Source organism: Streptomyces sp. NBC_01232, assembly GCF_035989885.1.
In the GTDB taxonomy this organism is placed as follows: Bacteria; Actinomycetota; Actinomycetes; order Streptomycetales; family Streptomycetaceae; genus Streptomyces.
Window position 1 is genome coordinate 6,664,320 of sequence record NZ_CP108518.1, and the last position, 16,102, is coordinate 6,680,421.

Genomic DNA, 16,102 nt, shown 5'->3' on the forward strand with positions numbered 1-16,102 from the left:
GAGTGCTGCCGATCAGGCCCGGGCGCGGAGGTGGTGGGTGCGGTCGCTCGTGCGCAGCCACACCTGCAGCGGGCCGATCGCGGTGAAACCGGCCCGGAGCGCCGCCTCCAGGTCCTCCCCGTGCTCGTAGCCGACCACGTCCAGGTCCGGCCACCGGGCGGACACCGCGGCGAGGACCCCCGCCCAGGCGGCGTCCGTACCGGCCGCGCTCTCGTCCCGGGCGAACAGGTTGGAGACGCCGGCCACGCCCCCGCCGGTGCTCGCGACGGCCCCGGCGACGATCCGCCCCCCGGCGCGGCCGGCCAGGAAGACGAGGTCCTCGCCGAGCAGGGACGGAGGGAACAGCCTGCCGGCCCTGCCGTGCTCGTCGGCCTCGTCGCTCTCGTCGCCGTCGAAGGCGGCCTCCCAGGCGGCCAGTTCCCCGGCGCCCGAGACCTCGGACCACTCCGGACCGGACGGCCGCGCCTCCGGGAGCCGCGCCCCGGCCGGACGGTGGATCCACTGCGCCGCGAACAGCACCTCGAAGCCGTCCCCGGCCAGGTCGAGGCCGGCGAAGCTGTCCTTCACCGAGCAGCCGGGGGAGTCGGTGTCCATCCGCAGCAGCACGCTCTGCGCCGATGCGGACGGCTCCAGGGTCACCGCGTCGGGATACATCGGCGGAGTCCGCTCCGGGCTGACCCACAGGTGCTCGTCGTCGTACTGCGGGGCGAGACCGTGCGCACGGCAGACCGCGTCGCACCACTCGGCGTTGTTCAGCGCGGCCCGCAGGAGCAGCGTCCTTCTCGCGTCGTCCATGATCACGCCGGTGATCGTGTCACACGCCTCGCGGTGGCGTGCAGGACCGGTAGCACGCCCCCTGCGCGCCCACGGGCGCGGGCGCTGGGCCGTCGCCGTGGAAATGACGGGCCCGGAGGGGCCGCATCGCCCAGGATGAGGGGATGCGAACCCTCGTGCTCCTCGACGCTCCCTCCAACCTCGGGCTGCGTCCGCCCGCGCCCGGCGTCGTACCGGGCGTCTACAAGCTCGCCGGGGCGCTGCGCGAGCAGGGCCTGCTGGCCCGGCTCGGCGCCCGTGAGGGCGGGGTGGTGGTACCGCCGCGGTACGACCGCGGCGACTGGCGGGAGGGCGACGGCGTGTTCCATGCCGAGGCTCTGGCCGCGTACACCGTCACCCTCGCCGACCGGATCGAACGGCACCTGCGGGCGGGGGAGTTCCCCGTCGTGCTCGGCGGTGACTGCTCCATCCAGCTCGGCGCCGCACTCGCGATGCGCCGCCTCGGGCGCTACGGACTGGCCGCGATCGACGGCTCCGCCGACTTCCGCCACCCCGGCAACACGGCCGTGAACGGGCCGGTCGGCGCGGCCGGCGGCGAGGAGCTCGCCCTCTCCACCGGCCGCGGCCAGGCCGACCTCTGTGACCTGGAAGGCCGCTCGCCGTACCTGCGGGACGAGGACGTGCGGCTCTTCGGGCTGCGGGACGGCGACCCGGACCTCACCGAGCTCCGTGCGGCCGGGATCTCCGCGGCCACCGTCGGCGAGATCCGCCGCCGCGGCGCCGGTCCGGTGGCGCGGGCGGCGCTGGACGGCCTGCACCCGCCGGACACCGCCGGGTTCTGGGTGCACCTGGACGCCGACGTGCTGGACCCGGCCGTCATGCCGGCCGTGGACAGCCCCGACCCCGGCGGCCTGGTCCCCGACGAACTGGCCGAACTGCTCGCCGTGTTGGTGGGCTCCCCGCGCTGCGCCGGGCTCAACGTCACCATCTATGACCCGGACCTGGACCCGGACGGACGCGCGGGCGCCCTCCTGGCCGACCTCGTCGCGGGAGCCTTCGCCTAGGTGTCCCGGGGCGCCCGGGCTCCCCGGGCGGCCTTTGCGTAATCCTGACCGGTGGTCCTCCGCTGAACCCCTGTGCACCGGCCGCCGTGGCGTGTTCCATTTCCCTCATGGCCACCACCGTCCGCCGCGCCGTACTGACCCTCCCCGCAGCCCCGTTGGGCGCGGACAACCCACTGCCCGCCCTCCGCGCGCCCGACGACCTGCACGTACTGGACGAGCGCGCCCGCGAGGGGATGCCGCGCGACATGGTGCGGCAGATCGGGTACGAGCCGCTGCGCTCGCTGCTGCCCGTAAGGATCCGCGACGGGTACGGACGGGAGCGCACGGAGCAGGAGTTCGAGTCGGTCGTCATCGAGAACGAGCACCTGCGGGTCACCGTGCTTCCGGGCCTCGGCGGGCGCGTGCACTCGCTCGTGCACCTGCCGACCGGGCGGGAACTCCTCTACCGCAACCCGGTGTTCCAGCCCGCCAACTTCGCACTCAACGGCGCCTGGTACTCCGGCGGCATCGAGTGGAACACCGGCGCGACCGGACACACCACCCTCTCCTGCGCCCCGCTGCACGCCGCGCTCGTCCCGGCCCCCGACGGGGGCGTGATGGTCCGGCTGTGGGAGTGGGAGCGCCTGCGCGACCTGCCCTTCCAGGTGGACCTGTGGCTGCCGGAGGATTCGGAGTTCCTCTACGTCGGCGTCCGCGTCCGCAACCCGCACGAGCGCCCCGCCCCCGTCTACTGGTGGTCCAACATCGCCGTCCCGGAGGACGCGGGCACCCGTGTGCTCGCTCCCGCCGACGAGGCCTGGCACTTCGGGTACGAGCGCACCCTGCGCCGCATCCCCGTACCGGAGTGGGAGGGTGCGGACCGTACGTACCCGCTGCGCGGGGAGTACCCGGCCGACTTCTTCTACGAGGTGGAGGGCGGCGCCCGGCCCTGGATCGCCTCGCTCGACGCGACCGGGCACGGGCTCGTGCAGACCTCCACCGCGCTGCTGCGCGGGCGCAAGCTGTTCGTGTGGGGCGCGGGCCGAGGCGGCCGGCGCTGGCAGGAGTGGCTCACCGAGCCCGGCACCGGCGGCTACGCGGAGATCCAGGCCGGGCTGGCCCGGACCCAGCTGGAGCACGTACGGCTGGAGGGCGGCGCGGAGTTCAGCTGGCTGGAGGCGTACGGGCCGTTGTCGGCCGATCCGGCGCAGGTGCACGGCGCGGACTGGGCCGCGGCCCGCGGCGCGGCCGAGGGCGCCCTGGACGCCGTACTGCCCCGGAAGCGGGTGGACGCGGCCTACGAGGCGTGGCGCGGCTGCGCCGACGCCGAACCGGGGGAGCGGCTGGCGCAGGGCTCGGGCTGGGGGGCCCTGGAGGTGCTGCGCGGGGGCATCGAGCTGCCGGGCACCCCCTTCGGTGAGGCCACGCTCGGCGAGGAGCAGGAGCCCTGGCTCGCACTGTGGCGCACCGGGGTGCTGCCGGCTCCCCGGCGGGTGGTCCCGCCGGGGCCGAGCCTGGTCGCCGCGCACTGGCGGGACATGCTGGAGACGGCGCCGGCGGATCCGCTGACGGAGTACCACCTGGGCGTGGCCCAGTGGCACGCCGGTGACGTGGCCCAGGCGGTACGCAGCTGGGAGCGCGGGCTGGCGCTGGCCCCCTCGCGGTGGCCGCTGCTGAGGTGCCTGGCGGCGGCGGACGCCCTGGCCGGGGACCTGCCGCGGGCGGCCGACGGATTCGCGGCGGCCTTCGAGGACCTGGTCGTGGAGAGCCGCGGGGACGAGCCGTGGACGGCCGCGGAGTCGGCGCTCGGCCAGGAGGCGATGGCCGCCCTCCTCGCGGCGGGCCGGCTGCCCGAGGCCCGCGCCGTCTGGGACCGGCTCCGGCCCGCCCTGCGCGAGCGGGGCCGCTTCCGGCTGCTCGCGGCCCGGCTGCTCGCGGCGGAGGGCCATGTGCGGGCGGCCCGCCGGGTCTTCGAGGACGGCTTCGAACTCCCGGACCTGCGGGAGGGCGAGGAGACCCTCGCCGAGGCCTGGTCCGCCCTCACGGACTGCCCGCTGCCCGCGCGCTACGACTTCCGGATGCGGCCGCCGGGCCCCCGAACACACACCTGAGCCGTCTCCCGCCGCCCGGACGGAGGGACGGCGGGACGGAGGGACGGCGGGACCTTGGGGTCAGGCCCGGCACAGGATCTCGGCGTTCAGGACCGAGAACCAGGCGTCCGGGTCCTTGCCCCACGTGTGCCAGGCGTCGGCGACGGCCGCCAGGTCCTCGGCCGTGGTGTGGCCGCCGCCGGTGGCGACGGACGCGTACGCCGAGGACTGCGTACGGTCCGCCCACAGCGACGACCACCAGTCGGTGTCCGCCGGGGTGGCGAAGCACCAGGCCGTCGCCGACGAGGTCACGTCCGTGAAGCCGGCCCGCCGGGCCCAGGCCCGCAGGTGGCGGCCCGCGTCCGGTTCGCCGCCGTTGGCGCGGGCCACCCGCCGGTACAGGCCCAGCCAGTCGTCCAGGCCCGGGGAGGCCGGGTACCAGGTCATCGCCGCGTAGTCGGCGTCGCGCGCGGCCACGATCCCGCCCGGCCGGCACACCCGCCGCATCTCGCGCAGCGCCTGCACCGGGTCGCCGACGTGCTGCAGCACCTGGTGGGCGTGGACCACGTCGAAGGAGTCGTCCGGGAAGTCCAGCGCGTGGACGTCGGCGGTCGCGAAGGTCACCGTGGCGCCCAGGCCGCGCTCCCCGGCGTACGCGCGAGCCTGCTCCAGGACGTCCCCGGCGGCGTCCACGGCGGTGACCCGGCCGCCCGGGGCGACCAGTTCGGCCAGGTCCGCGGTGATCGTCCCCGGGCCGCAGCCGACGTCCAGCACCCGCATGCCGGGGCGCAGCTCGCCGATCAGGTACGCGGCGGAGTTCTCGGCGGTGCGCCAGCGGTGCGAGCGCAGGACCGACTCGTGGTGGCCGTGCGTGTAGACGGCGTTCTCCTTGGCGGCGTTCATGGCCGGACCCCTCTTCGTCTCGTCGTCGAAGCGCTGGTCCCACCGTAGGTGATCAGTTCGTCATCCGAGACAGCCGTTTTGAAATGTGGACACCATCCATGTGTGCCAAGGAGGTTGGGCAGGGCGGTGGCAGGGCCATGCGGGTGCGAGGAGAGTTGGCTGCAGGGGCACATCTCCAGGGCGGACGGCGGTGAGGGTCATGACGGACGCGCTGCTCGAACGGCACGCCGAGGCGCTGAGGCTCTTCGGTGAGCGGGTGCGCGAGGTGACCGGCGACCAGTGGGGCGGGCCGACCCCGTGCACGGACTGGAACGTACGGGAGCTGGTCAACCACGTCGCCGCGGAGCAGCTCTGGATCCCGCCGCTGATCACCGAGGGCCGCACCGTCGAGGAGCTGGAGGGCAGCTTCTCCGGCGACGTGCTGGGCGACGACCCGGTCGCGGCCTGGGACCGGGCCTCGGCCGCCGCGCACGCCGCCTTCGCCGCGTCGGGCGCGATGGACCGGACCGTGCGCCTCTCGTACGGGCCCGCGCTCGGGTCGGCGTACTGCGCTGAGCTGACCGCCGACTGCATCGTCCACACCTGGGACCTCGCCCGGGGCATCGGCGCGGACGACCGGCTGCCGGACGGCCTGGTCGAGTTCTCGATCAAGGAGATCATGCCGTACGCCGACGGGCTCGCGGCCAGTGGCGCGTACGCCGAGCCGGTGGAGGTCCCGGCGGGCGCGGACGCGCAGACCCGGCTGCTCGCGATGGTGGGGCGGAAGGGCTGACGCGCCGGGGCGGGCGTCCCGCACAACAGGCATACTGCATCAAATAATCGTATAAAGGTCGGACCTGGCGGGGTGTCGCGGGGCCCGGCAGGCGTGGCAGGGCGAGCGCGGAAGGCGGGAAGCGGTGGCGGGGATGCAGCGCACGGCGGCGGAGGGCCGCGGCCCGGTCCGGTACGGCCCGCCCGCCCCCCAGCCGGGCCTGCCCGTGCTCCCCGAACTGGTCTCCGTCCTCGCCGCGGCCGCCGGACGCGCCGCCCCCGAGCCCCCGGGCGGCGGCGAAGCCGTACGGGAGGCCGCCTGCCGCCACTGGGGGCGGCGCGGGCTCCCCACCGCCCCGGAGAACGTGGCCGCCGGCCCCGGAGCCCCCGCGCTGCTCCTGGCCCTGCTCGGGGCGTACGGGGGAGACGTGATGCTGCCCCGGCCCTGTCCCGCCTGGTGGACCCCGCAGGTCCGGCTGCTGGGACGGCGGGCCTACCACGTGCCGACCCCGGCCGAGTGCGGCGGAGTACCGGACCCCTACGCCCTGCTGGAGACCGTGCGGCGGGTGCGCGCCGAGGGCGGCGACCCCCGGGTGCTGCTGCTGTCGGTCGCCGACGACCCCACCGCGACCGTGCCGCCGCCCGAGATGCTCCACGAGGCCTGCGAGGCCGCCGAATCCGCCGGACTGTTCGTCGTCAGCGACGAGAGCTGGCGCGACACCGTCCACCGCCCCCACGACACCCTGGTCCTGAGCCCCGCCGAAATGCTCCCCGACCGGGCGGCGGTCCTCGTCGACCTGTCCGGCGCCCTGCTGCCCGCGGGCTGGCCCGCCGCCGTCGCCCGGTTCCCCGACACCCCGCGCGGGACCTGGCTGCGCGCCCGCACCCTGGACGTCCTCACCGCCACCGGGGCGATGGTCACCGGACCCGTCGCGGGAGCCGCCGCGCACGCCCTCGACGAACCCGACGCCGTCGCGGGACGCGCGTACGCCGCCGCGGCCCTGCACGGCGTGGTGGCCACCGAGGCGCACCGGAGGCTGCTCGCGGCCGGGGCCCTGGCCCGCCCCCCGCAAGCCGGCCGCCACCTGTACGCCGACCTCACGCCGCTGCGCGCCGGACTCGCCCGGCACGGGGTGGGCGACGCCATGGAGCTGGAGGACTGGCTCGGCGGCCGGCTCGGCGCGCCGACGCCCGGAGGGCAGCGGTTCGCCGACGAACTGGGCGCGCTGCGGGTGCGGTTGTCCACCGGGCCGCTACTGGGCGCCACCCCGCAGGAGCGGCTGGCCGCGCTCACCGCCCGCGATCCGCTCGCGCTCCCGCACGTACGCGACTCCCTGGAACTCCTCGGATCGGTCCTGGCCGGGCTGGCCTGACCACCCGATCCGGTGAACGGAGCCTTCGCGACGAGGGACCGGACGGACGCCGGCCCCCCCCCGCCTACGCCCGGCTCAGTGGTGCCAGGCCTGGCCGCCCACGTTGTGGATGAACCGCTGGAGCACCTTGAGGGTGGCCAGGTACTCCTCGTCGGAGATGCCCGCGTGCCGCTCGTCCCACAGGTGCTTCTGCAGGGTCGCCGCCCTGTCGAAGAACTCCCGGCCCTCGGCCGTCATCTCCAGGCGCCCCTCGGTGTCCTGGGTGATCCAGCCCCGGACGATGACCGTGTCCAGCTCCTCGGACAGTGCCTGGTCGCCCACCGCGAGGTAGCCGCGCAGGGTCCCGGTCACCTCGTCCCGGGTCCGGACCTCGTCGCCGGCCAGCGCGACCCGGGCGAGGATCCACCACTGCGGCTGGGTGGTGCCGAGCTCTGCGAGCGCGCCCCGGGTGCGGTTGACGACCGCGTCGTAGGCGGCCCAGCTCCAGTAGCCGATGGGCTGGCGGATCAGTTCGGCGTCGTCGTGCGAGTACTCCATGGTGCGTCAGCTCCCCGTTGGCGGTGCGTGGCGTGCTCTGGGCAAGACCCTATGAACTCAAGCGCAGTTGAGGTCCAGTCCGCGCCGCGATCCGTACCGGTTCCGGCCTGATCCCGTCCCGGTCACGCGCCGCTCCGGCGCCGCTTCCGGGGCGGTTCCACCCCGGTTGCGGCCCGCTCCGACCTGGCTCGATATCGCCCCTTGCCCGCTCCCCGGGTCGCCCCCGCTTGCCCCCCCTGCGCGCCGTCCTGCTCGTACGGGCCGAGGCCGAAGCGCTAAAATTGGTGGGTTCCACCCACGTCGGGGGCCGAGCGCGACGGTCGTGATGCGTGCATGAAGACCACCCGAGTGGTTCACGGTGCCCCGAGCGGCACGTCCCGCCCGCGCCACCCCACCCGCCGTCGTACGGCCCTGATGGCACCCTGCGTGGCCCTCCTCATCGCCGGCGGCGCCCTCCCCGCCGGGGCGAGCGCCGCAGCTCCCCCCGATCCCCCGGCCACGCCCTCCGCACCGGCGAGCACCCGGGCCCCCGACCCCTCGGCGCTGAAGCCCATCGATCCGGCCGCCCTCCAGGCCTCCGTCGAACGCGTGGCGAAGAAGCTCATGGTGCCCGGCGCGATGGTGCTGCTGCGTACCCCGCAGGGCACCTACCGGGCCGCCGTCGGCACCACCGAGCGGGGCGCGGCGACGCCGCCGGACGCACGGGACCACTTCCGGATCGCCTCCAACACCAAGACCATGACCTCGGCGCTGATCATGCTCCTCGCCCAGGACGGCAGGCTCCGGCTGAGCGATCCGGTCTCCGAGTACGTCACCGGAGTGCCGAACGGCGCGGACATCACCGTCGCCGACCTGCTCAAGATGCGCAGCGGGCTCTACAACTACACCAACGCCCCCGAACTCGCCGCAGCGCTGGACGCCGACCCGGGGAAGGCCTACACCCCCCAGGACGTCCTGGCCATCGCCTTCCGGCGGCCGCCCAATTTCGCGCCCGACACGGACTACGAGTACTCCAACACCAATTACGCCCTGCTCGGCCTCGTCGCCGAGAAGGCCGGCGGCCGCCCCCTCGCCCAGCAGCTCCGCGATCGCCTGTACACCCCGCTCGGGCTCACCGGGACGTCACTGCCCGGCCTCCACGACCGGTCCCTCGCCGAGCCCTACGCCCACGGCTACATGTACGGCGGCACGGCCTACGCCCTGGTCGACGAGCCCTACCCGGCCGCCCTGCGCGAGGCGGCGGAGTCGGGGAAGCTCGCACCCAACGACTACACCCACCAGAACCCCTCCTACGCCACCGCCGCCGGAGGGGCCGTCTCCACCGCACAGGACCTGGCCACCTGGATCCGCTCGCTGGTGACGGGCAAGGTCCTGGCCCCCGCGACCCAGCGGCAGTGGCTCGACAGCCCGCAGGCCGAGAACCCGGACGCGCCCGACGGTCAGAAGTACGGCTACGGCATCTCCCATCAGGCGTTCGGCCCGAAGGCGGCCATGTATTACCACGGCGGTGAACTGCCCGGCTTCAACTCCTTCATCGGTTACGACCCGGACAACGACGTCACGCTCGTCGTCTGGACGAACCTGACCCTGTCGCCCGACGGCCGGACCACGGCCCAGGCCCTGCTGCCCACCCTCCTCAACCAGATCTACACCGGCCTCGACCTCCCCACCGCCTGAATCCCACGCAACCGGCGCCCGTGTCTCCCGCGGGGGCATTGGAGTGGCCGGCACGCCGTCCGGGGGCGTGGCTCCCGCGCCCGCGGTCGGCGCTTCCTAGGGTCGTCGGGGGTTCGGCACCGGGCCGGCCGTCAGATCAGGTGGGTGAGTCGTGGAACGCATGACGGCCGAAGCTCGAACGACCCATACCCCGGCCGGCGCCGGCCGCCCGGCCGCCCGGCGGTGGACCCGGCGGCTGGCCGCCGCGGTGGGGCTGCTGGTGCTCTGCGCGCTCCCCGTGGGGGCGGCCGGCGCCGCGCAGCCCGGTGACCTACGATCGCCCGCCGGCCCGCCGCTGTACGTGTCCGACTACGGCAACAACCGGGTGGTGTCCCTGCCCCTGGACGGCGGTGAGCAGAGCACCGTCCCCCTCGACGGCCTGGTCCGGCCGACCGGCATGGCCTGGGACGCCGCGGGCCGGCTCTACGTGTCCGACACCGGCAACAACCGGGTGGTGGTCCTGCCCCCGAACGGCGGGGAACAGTCCGTCGTTCCCGCGGCCGACCTGTCGCGCCCGCTGGGGCTCGCCGTCGACGCGGCCGGGAACCTCTACATCGCCGACAGCTTCAACGACCGGATCGTGCGGGTGGCCGCCGTCGGCGGGGGACAGACCACCGTGCCCACCGCCGGGCTGCTGCACCCCTGGGGACTGGCCTGGGCGCCCGGCGGGGACCTGTACGTCTCCGACTTCGTGAACGACCGCGTCGTCAAGGTGGCCGTGGACGGCAGCGGCCAGACCACCGTGCCCACCAGCGGGCTCTCGCAGCCGACCGGCCTGGCCGTGAACGCCGCCGGTGACCTCTTCATCGCCGACAGCGGCAACAACCGCGTGGTGAAGGTGGCCGCGGGCACCGGTCCGCAGACCACCGTGCCCACCACCGGCCTGAACGCTCCGCTGGGGCTCGCGCTCGACGGCTCGGGCAGCCTCTTACGTGGCCGACGGCTTCAACAACCGGGTGGTGCGCGTGCGGGAGACGGGCGAGGGACAGGTCACGCTCGCCTTCACCGGCCTCAACACGCCGACGGGGCTCGCGTTCCCGCCGGTCGCCGCCCGGCCCGGACACGGCCACGACCGCTGAGGGTGCGGTCGTCGCGTCGCTCAGTGCCGCCGCAGCCGCCGCCACAGCGAGGGGCCCGCGCTGACCGCGAGGGCCAGTCCGACCGCCAGCGCCACGCCCTTCCAGGGCTCCGGGAACAGCGTGCCGCCCAGGATGCCGATCAGGCCGTACGTCGCCGCCCAGGCCAGGCACGCCGGGGCGTCGCCGCGGGCGAACCGGCGCAGCGGCATCTGCGCCAGCAGGCAGGCCAGCATCACGGGGATCCGGCCCGCCGGAACCAGCCGCGAGAGGACCAGGACCAGCACCCCGTGCTCGTCCAGCCTGGTCCGCGCCTGCTCCAGCCGTTCCGGCGTGGCCCGGCCGCGCAGCGCCTCCAGCCAGCGCGAGCCGCCCCGTGACCGCACCCCGCGCTGCCCGAGCCAGTACAGCGTCATGTCCCCGGTGAAGGCCGCCAGCGCCGACACCGCGAACACCAGCAACACCCCGTAGGGCGGCGACTGGTGGTGGAAGGCCACCACCGCCGCCGAACTCACCAGCGCACCCGTCGGGATCACGGGCACCAGCGCGCCCAGTGCCACGAGCAGGAACAGCGCCGGGTAGCCCACCGCCTGCTGGGTGCTCTCCGGCGGCACCTGGCCGGCCGCCGCCGCGAGCTCGTGCCACGTCACGGCAGCCGCACCCGCTCGCCGTGCCGCGGCACCCGTACGGTCACCTTCGGCGCCAGGGTCCGCGCGCGCCGTTCGAACTCCTCGCCCGGTGCGTGGAATTCGTGCGGCCGCACCGCGTCCATCCCGACCGGCCAGTAGGTCCCGTAGTGCACCGGAACGGCCGCCGCGGGCGCCAGCCGGGCCAGCGCCTGCGCCGCCCGTCCCGCGTCCAGGTGGCCCGGGCCCAGATACGGCCCCCAGCCGCCCACCGGCAGCAGGGCGACGTCCACCGGCCCGACCTCGTCGGCCATCGCGTCGAACAGGCCGGTGTCCCCGGCGAAGTAGGTCCGCGCCGCGCCCTGCACCACGTACCCGAGCGCCGGGCACAGGTGCGGCCCGAACGGCAGCCGCCGCCCGTCGTGCCGCGCGGTGACCGCCCGGACCCGCAGGCCGTCCCGTACGGCGACCTCCTCGCCCGGTACCACCTCCGTCACCGTCAGCCCGCGCAGCCCGGCTACCCGCGCCAGCCCCGGCACCGCCCGGCGCGCCCCGCGCGGCACCAGCAGCCGGGTGCCGGGCGCGAGCCGCGCCAGCGACGGCAGATGCAGATGGTCGGCGTGCAGGTGAGAGACCAGCGCCACGTCCGCCACCGCCGCCTCTGGCGGGGGCACCGCCCCGCGCCGCCGCCGCAGGTGCGCGAGCCGCCGCGCGAACAGCGGGTCCGTCAGCAGCCGGACCCCGGAGTCCTCGACGGTGCACGTGGCATGACCCCACCAGGTGATCTCCACCGGCACCCGGACCTCCCTCCCTCACCGCTCTTTCACGAGCCTAGGGGGTGTCCTGTCGATCGGGCCGGATCAGCAGCACACCCCCTGGATCCTGCCCGGCGCGACCGTCCGGAACCGGATCCCGCAGTCCCCTCCTCTCCGGCGGCGGATCGGAGTAGGGTCCGGCGGCATGGAAGAGTTGCGCGTGGCCGCGATCGCCAGCCTGGCCCCGCTCGAGGACCTCGACGCCGATCCCTTCGCCGTGGACACCCGCAGCCAGCACGCCATGTGCGCGCGCTGGGCCGCCGACCGCGGCTACGTCGTGACCAGGCAGTTTCTGATCTACGGGCTGCGCGCCGACCACTGCGGGCTCTGGTCCGACATCGACACCGGACAGGTCGACCTCTTCGTCGCCGCCAACCCTCGGGTCCTGGCCCGCGCGCTGCGCTCCGTCGAGGAGTTCACCGCCGAGTGCGAGCGGCGCGGCGTACGGCTGGAGACCGCGGGGGGCGAGGAGCCCCGGTACACCTCGGCGATGAAGGCGGAGGTGCACCGCCGGCTGTCCATGCCGACCGCCGGCTACGACGGCACCTGACCCGGCCTCACCCGGTCCGGCCCCCGCGTCCGGTGCGGCCGCCCGCTCCGCACTTCTGTGCGCCGTCCGTTCCGCCCGACCGCGTACGCCGGCCTGTGCGAGCCTGGAAGCCGGGACGGGGCTCGCGGGAGGTGCGGCGTGCGGCGAGGACGGTGGCGGACGGCCGGCAGCGCACTGGTGCGCGTCCTCCTCGTCTGGGCGGCGTCCACCCTCACCATGCTCGCCCTGGCCGGGATCCTGCCGGACTTCCGCCTGCAGTCCGCCGACGGTGACAGCGTCACGCAGATCGGGGTGACCGCGGCCTGGGCCGCCGGGGCCTTCGGCCTGCTGAGCGCGCTGGTCTGGCCGGTGCTCGTACGGGCGCTGCTGCTGGTGCCCGCCCTGGTGCTCGGGCTGCTCGTCTTCTTCCTCAACGGCTCGCTCCTGCTGATCGCGCTCGGCCTGATCCCCGCCGGGCGCAGCGAGGTGGCCCCCGAGACCGCGGTGGTCGTCGCCGCCGTGATGTCCGCGGTGGCGTCGGCGACCTCCACCGCGCTCGCCGTGCGCGACGACGAGGCGTACCGGCGCCGGCTCTACCGGCTCGCCGACCGGCGCCGCCGCAGGCAGGGCAGGGCGGACCCGGCCCGGGCCGGCGAGCCTCCGCCCGGCCTGCTCCTGCTCCAGCTGGACGGGGTGGGGTACGAGGAGCTGCGCCGCGCGTGCAGCAGTGGGCTGATGCCCACCGTGGCCGGCCTGCTGGACCGCAGCCACCGCGTGGCGTCCTGGCGTACGGACTGGTCGAGCCAGACCGGTGCCAGCCAGCTGGGCATCCTGCACGGCTCCAACTTCGACGTGCCGGCCTTCCGCTGGTACGAGAAGGACACCCGCGAGGTGATGGTCTGCAACCGGCCGACGAGCGCCGCCGAGCTCCAGCGGCGGGCCGTCGAGCGGACCGGGGACGGCGGGCTGCTCACGCTCGACGGGGCGAGCCGGGGCAACCTGTTCAGCGGCGGTGCGGACCAGCTGGCGCTGGTGCTGTCCGTCTCGGCCCGGCGGGGGCGGGCCAACCGGTCCCGGGCGGGCTACTTCGCGTACTTCTCCGATCCGGCCAATGCCGTCCGCACGGCCGTCTCCTTCGTGGCCGAGGTGGTCCGGGAGTTGGGCCAGTCGGTGCGGGCGCGGGTCCGCGGGGACCGGCCGAGGGTGTCGCGCGGCGGTCTGTACCCCGTGATCCGGGCCTTCGCGACGGTGGTCGAGCGCGATGTGGTCGTCGCGGCCGTGATCGGTGACATGCTCGCCGGGCGCTCCGCGGTCTATGCCGACCTGGTGGCCTACGACGAGGTCGCGCACCACTCGGGACCGCGCGGGCGGGACACCGACCGGGTGCTGCAGCGGCTGGACCGGAGCCTGGCGCTGATCGCCCGTGTCGCCGAGCACGCCCCGCGCCGGTACCGGATCGTGCTGCTCTCCGATCACGGCCAGAGCCCGGGGGAGACCTTCCTCTCCCGGTACGGGCTGACCCTGAAGGACCTGGTCAGGGCGGGCTGCGGGCTGCCGGTCTCCCGGCGGGCCGGTCGCACCCGCAGCGGGGCCGAGGCCCGGGCCGCCGTGCTCGCGGCGCTCCACCGGCCGGTGGAGGAGGACGAGGAGGCGCACACGGGGCCGGGCTCCGACCCCGTGGTGCTGGCCTCCGGCAACCTCGCCCTGATCTCCTTCCCGGACATCCGCGGCCGGGCCTCGCGGGCCCGCATCGACCGCGCGCACCCGGCCCTGCTGGCGACCCTGGCGAACCATCCGGGCGTGGGATTCCTGCTGGTGGACGGGGTGGTGCTGGCCCGGGACGGCAGGGTGGCCCGGCTGGACGTCCCGGGGGAGGCGGAGGAGTTGCTGGCCGCCTTCGGCCCGGGCGCGGCGGGGGCCGTGCGCCGGACCGACGGCTTCCCGCACGTCGCCGACATCATGGTGAACTCGGCGTACGACCCGCGGACGGGCGCGGTGCACGCCTTCGAGGAGCAGATCGGCTCGCACGGCGGGCTGGGCGGGGAGCAGGGGCATCCGTTCCTGATGTGGCCCACGGACCTGTCGGACCCGGACCCGGACCCGGACCCGGTCCCGGACCCTGAGCGGGAGCCGACCGCGGCAGCGGAGCGGGAACTGGTCGGCGCGGAAGCGGTGCACGCCGTGCTGCGGCGCTGGCTGCGGGAGGCGGACGGGCCGCAGGTCCCATTGGCTCCGCCGGTCGGCGGCTCGGCGGCGGACCGGGCGGATCCGCCCGCGGGCCGGCCTGCAGACCGGCCCGCAGCCCCGGTGGAGGAACCCCCGCCGACGGACGGAAACAGCGGAAGCCTTCCTTCCGCAGGGGTGCCCGCACGGGACGAAATCCGCTGATTTGGTGCCGCATGCACAGTGGTCAACCATGTCCTGACCTGCCCAGCATGTGAGACACCCAGAGGCGCACCACCGATGACCAGCACCGCAACCCTGCCCGCCGAGGCCGCAGATGCCGCCGCACCCCCCGAGCAGGGCCGCGACCCGCACGCACGCCGCTTCGGCCTGCCCGTCGCGACCTGCCTGGTCATGGGCAACATCATCGGAGGCGGGATCTTCCTGCTCCCGGCCTCGGTGGCCCCGTTCGGCACCATCAGCCTCGTCGCCTTCGGCGTCCTCACCCTCGGCGCGATCGCCCTCGCCCTGGTCTTCGGCCGGCTCGCCGAGCGCCACCCGCAGACCGGCGGCCCGTACGTCTACGCCCGCGCCGCCTTCGGCGACTTCGCCGGATTCCTCGCGGCATGGAGCTACTGGATCACCGCCTGGGTCTCGAACGCTGCCCTTGCCGTCGCGGCCGTCGGCTACCTCTGCGTGCTCTTCCCCGGAGTCGGCGCGCACAAGTGGTCCATGTGCCTGGCCGCGCTCGCCGTCCAGTGGCTCCCGGCCCTCGCCAACCTGGCGGGCACCCGCTACGTCGGCGCGGTACAAGTCGTCGCCACCGTGCTGAAGTTCGCCCCGCTGCTGCTGGTGGCCGTCGGCGGGCTGTTCTTCTTCGACCCGGCCAACCTCGGCCCCTTCAGGGCCACCGACCAGAGCGCGGCCGGCGCCGTCTCCGCCTCCGCGGCGATCCTGCTGTTCAGCTACCTCGGCGTGGAGTCCGCCACCGTCAGCGCCGGCGAGGTCCGCGACCCGGCCCGCAACGTCGGCCGGGCCACGATCCTGGGCACCGTGGGCGCCGCCACCGTCTACCTGCTCGGCACCGTCGCCGTCTTCGGCCTGGTCGCCCACGACCGGCTGGTCTCCTCCACCGCCCCCTTCACCGATGCCGTCAACGCCATGTTCGGCGGCACCTGGGGCGGCACCGTGGTCGCCTGCGCCGCGGTGATCTCGATGCTCGGCGCCCTCAACGGCTGGACCCTGCTCAGCGCGCAGACCCCGTACGCCGCCGCCAGGGACGGGCTCTTCCCGAAGGCCTTCGAGGCGAAGAGGCGCGGCGTCCCCGTCGTCGGTGTGATCGTGACCGTCGCGCTCGCCTCCGCCCTCACCGTCTACAACTACACGGCCGGATCCCAGGGCGTCTTCGAGAGCCTGGTCCTGATCACGACCTTCACGGCGACCGTCCCGTACCTCCTCTCGACCGCCGCGCAGATCTACTTCCTGCTCTCCGGGCAGCACGAACGGGTGCACCCCGGCCGCCTGGCCCGCGACGGCGCCCTCGCCGCCCTCGCCTTCGGCTTCTCGATGTGGCTCGTCGCCGGTTCCGGCTACGCGGCCGTCTACCAGGGCGTGCTGTTCCTCTTCGCGGGCGTCCTCGTCCACGCCGCCATGTCGGCGAGGAAGCACCGCGCCGCCGCATCACCCCAGGGGTAGCTTGGAGGAAGG

Annotated in this window: 14 protein-coding genes and 1 pseudogene; 10 read left to right on the top strand and 5 right to left on the bottom strand. The window is 75.0% G+C overall.

Translation table 11 applies throughout. The annotated features are described in order from the left end of the window. Positions 1-12 precede the first annotated feature (12 nt). On the bottom strand, positions 13-795 hold the full coding sequence (locus OG444_RS30695; protein ID WP_327266980.1) for a hypothetical protein: 783 nt from the start codon (positions 793-795) through the stop codon (positions 13-15). Between the two features lie 143 nt (positions 796-938). On the opposite strand from OG444_RS30695, the gene OG444_RS30700 reads away from it, so the two are divergent. Beyond that, on the top strand, positions 939-1,838 hold the full coding sequence (locus OG444_RS30700) for an arginase family protein (protein WP_327265245.1): 900 nt from the start codon (positions 939-941) through the stop codon (positions 1,836-1,838). Between the two features lie 107 nt (positions 1,839-1,945). Beyond that, a complete protein-coding gene (locus tag OG444_RS30705; RefSeq protein ID WP_327265246.1) occupies positions 1,946-3,928 on the top strand; it encodes a DUF5107 domain-containing protein in 1,983 nt (660 codons plus the stop codon). Positions 3,929-3,988: 60 nt separating this feature from the next. On the opposite strand, the gene OG444_RS30710 is transcribed toward OG444_RS30705, so the two are convergent. Continuing rightward, the gene (locus OG444_RS30710) at positions 3,989-4,810 is read right to left on the bottom strand and encodes a methyltransferase domain-containing protein (RefSeq protein ID WP_327265247.1); all 822 of its coding nucleotides are present in this window, start codon (positions 4,808-4,810) and stop codon (positions 3,989-3,991) included. Between the two features lie 199 nt (positions 4,811-5,009). Here OG444_RS30710 and OG444_RS30715 point away from each other — a divergent pair, with 199 nt between their 5' ends. Beyond that, positions 5,010-5,582, top strand: a complete 573-nt coding sequence (locus tag OG444_RS30715) for a TIGR03086 family metal-binding protein (protein ID WP_327265248.1) — start codon at positions 5,010-5,012, stop codon at positions 5,580-5,582. 133 nt (positions 5,583-5,715) lie between these two features. Beyond that, positions 5,716-6,933, top strand: coding sequence for an aminotransferase class I/II-fold pyridoxal phosphate-dependent enzyme (locus OG444_RS30720; protein ID WP_327265249.1), 1,218 nt, complete (start codon positions 5,716-5,718; stop codon positions 6,931-6,933). Between the two features lie 75 nt (positions 6,934-7,008). On the opposite strand, the gene OG444_RS30725 is transcribed toward OG444_RS30720, so the two are convergent. Next, positions 7,009-7,470, bottom strand: coding sequence for a MarR family winged helix-turn-helix transcriptional regulator (locus OG444_RS30725; RefSeq protein ID WP_327265250.1), 462 nt, complete (start codon positions 7,468-7,470; stop codon positions 7,009-7,011). Between the two features lie 333 nt (positions 7,471-7,803). On the opposite strand from OG444_RS30725, the gene OG444_RS30730 reads away from it, so the two are divergent. From OG444_RS30730 to OG444_RS30740, 3 genes and pseudogenes are all read left to right on the top strand, one after another. Further along, a complete protein-coding gene (locus OG444_RS30730) occupies positions 7,804-9,147 on the top strand; it encodes a serine hydrolase domain-containing protein (protein ID WP_327265251.1) in 1,344 nt (447 codons plus the stop codon). 436 nt (positions 9,148-9,583) lie between these two features. Beyond that, positions 9,584-9,988: pseudogene (locus OG444_RS30735) on the top strand (hypothetical protein); the annotation flags it as partial. 130 nt (positions 9,989-10,118) lie between these two features. Beyond that, positions 10,119-10,265 (top strand): hypothetical protein, encoded by a 147-nt coding sequence (locus tag OG444_RS30740; RefSeq protein ID WP_327267078.1) that lies wholly within the window; start codon positions 10,119-10,121, stop codon positions 10,263-10,265. Positions 10,266-10,285: 20 nt separating this feature from the next. Here the strand turns inward: OG444_RS30740 and OG444_RS30745 are convergent, their stop codons facing one another. Together OG444_RS30745 and OG444_RS30750 are read right to left on the bottom strand one after the other, a co-directional pair. Next, positions 10,286-10,912 carry a DedA family protein gene (locus OG444_RS30745; protein WP_327265252.1) on the bottom strand — a complete coding sequence of 209 codons (627 nt, stop codon included), beginning with the start codon at positions 10,910-10,912 and terminating at the stop codon, positions 10,286-10,288. After that, a complete protein-coding gene (locus OG444_RS30750; protein WP_327265253.1) occupies positions 10,909-11,685 on the bottom strand; it encodes an MBL fold metallo-hydrolase in 777 nt (258 codons plus the stop codon). The genes OG444_RS30745 and OG444_RS30750 overlap by 4 nt, the downstream gene beginning before the upstream one ends. A gap of 163 nt (positions 11,686-11,848) precedes the next feature. Between OG444_RS30750 and OG444_RS30755 the strand changes: the two genes are divergently transcribed. From OG444_RS30755 to OG444_RS30765, 3 genes are all read left to right on the top strand, one after another. Beyond that, positions 11,849-12,253: a hypothetical protein gene (locus tag OG444_RS30755; protein ID WP_327265254.1), complete on the top strand. Its 405-nt coding sequence runs from the start codon at positions 11,849-11,851 to the stop codon at positions 12,251-12,253. 138 nt (positions 12,254-12,391) lie between these two features. Continuing rightward, positions 12,392-14,620, top strand: a complete 2,229-nt coding sequence (locus tag OG444_RS30760; protein WP_327265255.1) for a phage holin family protein — start codon at positions 12,392-12,394, stop codon at positions 14,618-14,620. 75 nt (positions 14,621-14,695) lie between these two features. Beyond that, entirely contained in the window at positions 14,696-16,090 is a 1,395-nt protein-coding gene (locus OG444_RS30765; RefSeq protein WP_327265256.1) for an amino acid permease, read from the top strand. Positions 16,091-16,102 lie beyond the last annotated feature (12 nt).